Here is a 3,898-nt window from a genome sequence, read left to right as displayed (position 1 = left end):
CGCATCGGGTTCTTTCCGCGCGGCCCGTCCCAGTAGGACAGCGGCGCGCCGGCCAGGATCATCGGCCCGACGATGCCGGGCTTGACCGCCGCCAGCATCGCCAGCGCCCAGCCGGCCTGGCAGTTGCCCATGACGCAGGGCTTGCCCTCGGCCTTCGGGTGGCGCTCGGCGACGATGCGCAGGAACTCGGCCTGCGCCCGGCCGATATCCTCCAGCGTCTGGCCGGCCACCGGCACCGGCAGGAAGCCGATGAAGTAGCAGGGATGGCCGGCGCGGAGCGCGCGGCCGATCTGGCTTTCCGGCTTCATGCCGCCGATGCCCGGGCCGTGGCCGGCGCGCGGGTCGACGACGACGAAGGGCCGCTTGTCCGGGTCGACCGTCACGCCCTCAGGCGGCACGATCCGCACCAGCATGTAGTTGCAGGGCCGCTCCAGCGTGCGGCCGTCGAGGATCAGCTCGAACTCATAGGACAGCACATGCGGCGTCGGGTCGGCGGCATGCGTCAGGTACTGATTGCCGCGCTGGCGCATCACGTCCCAGAACAGCACGCTGCGCTGCGCCGCATCGACCCAGTATTCGACGGCAGACGCCCAAGGCTCGGCCCAGGCGGGGCTGAGCGCGGCGCTCCGGTCGGCAGTACCGGTCATGGTCACCCGTCCTCTTCCATTCGACCCGCGGACGACGGTCCGCGGCGGGGCGTTCTGCCCTCATGGTAAAATGGCGGTTCCTAACCCGTCATTCCACCTTTGGTCGGACGATACACCAAATTCGTTGGCTTACATACGGTCCGGGATCTCGATGCCGAGCAGGCCCAGCGCCAGCTCCAGCTGCCGCAGCGTCAGCGCCGCGAGGCCGAGCCAGGAGGCGCGGCGCGCCGCATCCGGCTCGCTCAGCACATGGCAGGCGTCGTAGAAGCGGCTGAACTCCCGCGCCAGGGCGTAGGCGAAGTCGCACAGCTCGTTCGGCGCCCGCTTGTCATAGGCGTTGCGCACCGCGTCGGGCAACTGGCCCAGCTGCAGCATCAGCGCCCGGTCGGCCTCGTTCGCCGCCGGCAGGATGGTGCCGGGCGCGTCGCCCTGCCCGTCCGCCCGGCGCAGCAGCGACTTGGCGCGCACCGCCGCATATTGCAGATAGGGGCCGGTCTTGCCCTCGAAGCGCAGCATGCGGTCGAGGTCAAAGACATAGTCCGAGGACGGGTTGTTCGACAGGTCGGCGAACTTGACCGCGGCGATGCCGACCCGGCGGGCGATCTCGCGCCGCTCCTCCTCCGGATAGCCCTCGGCCAGATGCGCCTCCTCCAGCCGCTTCAGGCCGATCTCGGTGGCGGTGTCCAGCAGGTCGTACAGCTTCATGACGCCGCCGGCGCGGGTCCGGAACGGCTTGCCGTCCGGCCCGTTCATGGTGCCGTAGCCGAGATGCTCCAGATCCGACTTGCCGTTCAGCCCGGCCTTGCGGGCGGCGCGGAACACCTGCTCGAAATGCAGCGACTGGCGCCGGTCGACGACATAGAGGCCGAGATCCGGGTCCAGCGACTGCCGCCGGTCGACGATGGTGGCGAGGTCGGTGGTGCCGTAGGTGAAGGCGCCGTCCGACTTGACCAGGATCAGCGGCGGCACCTCCTTCTTGTCGCCCTCCTCGGCGACGCGGATGATGACGGCGCCCTCGTCGGTCTCGGCCAGTCCGCGGGCCTTCAGGTCCTCGACCATCGGCTCGATCAGGTCGTGGACCGCTGCCTCGCCCTTCCACATGTCGAACTGCACGCCCAGCGAGTCGAACTCCCGCTTCATGCCGGCGATCGAGACGTCGATGAAATGCTGCCACAGCGCCCGGTAGCCGGGCCGGCCGGCCTGCAGCTCCGCGGTCGCCTTGCGGCTCTCCTCCATCCGCGCCGGATCCGCCTTCGACGCCTGGGAGGCGGCGGGATACAGGACTTCGAGATCCTCCATCGTCACCGGGCTCTCGGCCGGGTACGGTCCGGTGAAGTCCGGGTCGAAATAGGGCAGTTCGGGCTGGCGGCGGGCGATCTCGCTGATCACCATGCCCATCGGCGTGCCCCAGTCGCCCATATGCACGTCGCCCACCGCTTCATCGCCGGCGAACAGGACGATGCGGCGCAGGCTGTCGCCGATGATCGAGGCCCGGAGATGGCCGACATGCATCGGCTTGGCGATGTTCGGCCCGCCATAGTCGAGCACCACCCGGCGCGGCGGGTTGGTCTTCGGCACGCCCAGCCGCTCGTCCCGCGCCTGGCCGTCGACATGGCCGGCCAGCACGGCGTCGGTCAGCGACAGGTTGATGAAGCCGGGGCCGGCCAGGGACACGCTGGCGAATTGCGGGTCCGCCGCCAGCCGGTCGGCGACGCGCTGGGCGATCTCGCGCGGATTGGCGCCGACGCGCTTGGCCGCGGGCAGCGCCCCGTTGCACTGGAACTGGCCGAGATCCGGCCGGTTCGAGACGGTGACGTGGCCGAGCTCCGGCGGCAGCCCTTCCGCGGCGAAGGCGGCGGCGACGGTTTCGGTCAGCTTCGAGGCGAGCGAGGACATGCGGGCAGATCTTCCGGTTGCCCGCGGTTTTTAGGTTGCGTGCGCTTCTGAGGCAAGGCCGTCCGCGGTCAGGCGCCCCATGCTCGCATTGATCCGCTGCATCAGCGCCGCCTTCACGGCGCCGACATCGGCGGTGGCGACGGAGGCGCTGACCGTCAGCTCCACCACCCCGGCGCCGGGCTTGGACAGGTCGACCAGCTTCGACACGGCGACAGCGGGTTCCGCCCCCGGCAGCACGCGCGGATCGACCTTCAGCGCGGCGACGATGTCGCGGGCCAGCGCCTCGCCCGCCGGGCCGGCCGGCGCCTGGAAGGCCAGCTCCATCTTCGCCGGGCCTGGATAGGTGGTGTTGTTGACGATGGCGGCACCCCAGACCGCGCCGTTCGGCAGCAGGATCTGGATATTCGCCGGCGTCACCAGCTCGGTCATGAACAGCGACAGCGACCGGACGGTGCCGGCCTTGCCTGCGACCTCGACGGAGTCGCCCAGCTTGAACGGCCGGAAGATCAGCAGCATGACGCCGGCCGCCAGGTTCGACAGCGTGCCCTGCAGCGCCAGGCCGATGGCCAGGGAGGCAGCGCCCAGCACCGCCACCAGGCTGGTGGTCTGGATGCCGAAGATCTGCAGCACGGCGATGACGACGACCGCCAGCACCAGGTAGCGCACCAGCGACGCCAGGAAGTCGGCGATGGTCGGGTCGACATGGCGGGTGCTGTGCGCCAGGCGCAGGATCCAGCGCTCGATGAACCGCGCCAGCCACCAGCCGAGGCCAAGCAGCACGATCGCATACAGCGCGTTCAGGCCGTAGAAGACGAACAGGGCCCAGAGATTGTCGAAATTGATCATCGGCGGTGCGGATGTCCTGCGGTGTCGGGTGCCGCCCGCGGCGGGCGGGCGTCCCTTCGCTAACACATCGCCGCAAGGATCGATCCCCGCCCCCTCACCCTCCCTCTCCCCTCGCGACGGTGTCTATACATCGAATGGCGGTAGCGAATACCGGATCTACGAACAGATTGCCTCTCCCGCTTGCGAGACCTTTTCAGAATGCCCAGAACCGTCATTGCGAGCGCAGCGAAGCAATCCATGCAGCCGCTGTTGCGGGCCGATGGATGGATTCGTCGGCTTCGCCTCCTCGCAATGACGATGAGGGACGGACGTTGCGAAAAGGTCTCGTTTGCGGGATGGGGTGGCTCCGGCCTCTCCGCCCACCCCTTCCTCACCCGGTGTCGGGAAGGTCCGGCGCCGCGAAGCAGTTATAGGGATCGATGCCGAGGGACCGGCAGAGGCGCCGGGCGACGGTCTGGGTGGTCTCGGTGTCGAGCCATTCGGTGACGTCGGCCTCCCGCAGCCGGGCC

At 69.3% G+C, this 3,898-nt stretch carries 3 protein-coding genes; all 3 read right to left on the bottom strand.

All coding sequences use genetic code 11. The annotated features are described in order from the left end of the window. On the bottom strand, positions 1 to 647 hold a 647-nt coding region (locus ABDW35_RS33535; protein WP_343718188.1), incomplete at its 3' end, for a DUF3141 domain-containing protein. A 129-nt stretch (positions 648 to 776) separates the two neighbouring features. Continuing rightward, positions 777 to 2,543, bottom strand: a complete 1,767-nt coding sequence (argS, locus tag ABDW35_RS33530; protein WP_343718187.1) for an arginine--tRNA ligase — start codon at positions 2,541 to 2,543, stop codon at positions 777 to 779. Positions 2,544 to 2,573: 30 nt separating this feature from the next. After that, positions 2,574 to 3,389: a mechanosensitive ion channel domain-containing protein gene (locus tag ABDW35_RS33525; protein ID WP_343718186.1), complete on the bottom strand. Its 816-nt coding sequence runs from the start codon at positions 3,387 to 3,389 to the stop codon at positions 2,574 to 2,576. Between the last annotated feature and the right edge of the window lie 509 nt (positions 3,390 to 3,898).

The organism is Inquilinus sp., assembly GCF_039594555.1.
GTDB lineage: Bacteria > Pseudomonadota > Alphaproteobacteria > DSM-16000 > Inquilinaceae > Inquilinus.
This window is presented reverse-complemented; position numbering and strand designations above follow the sequence as displayed.

Excerpts from the sequence above, each read along its gene's own strand:
- argS (WP_343718187.1), bottom strand. The coding sequence starts at position 2,543 with ATGTCCTCGCTCGCCTCGAAGCTGACCGAAACCGTCGCCGCCGCCTTC.
- ABDW35_RS33525 (WP_343718186.1), bottom strand. The coding sequence starts at position 3,389 with ATGATCAATTTCGACAATCTCTGGGCCCTGTTCGTCTTCTACGGCCTG.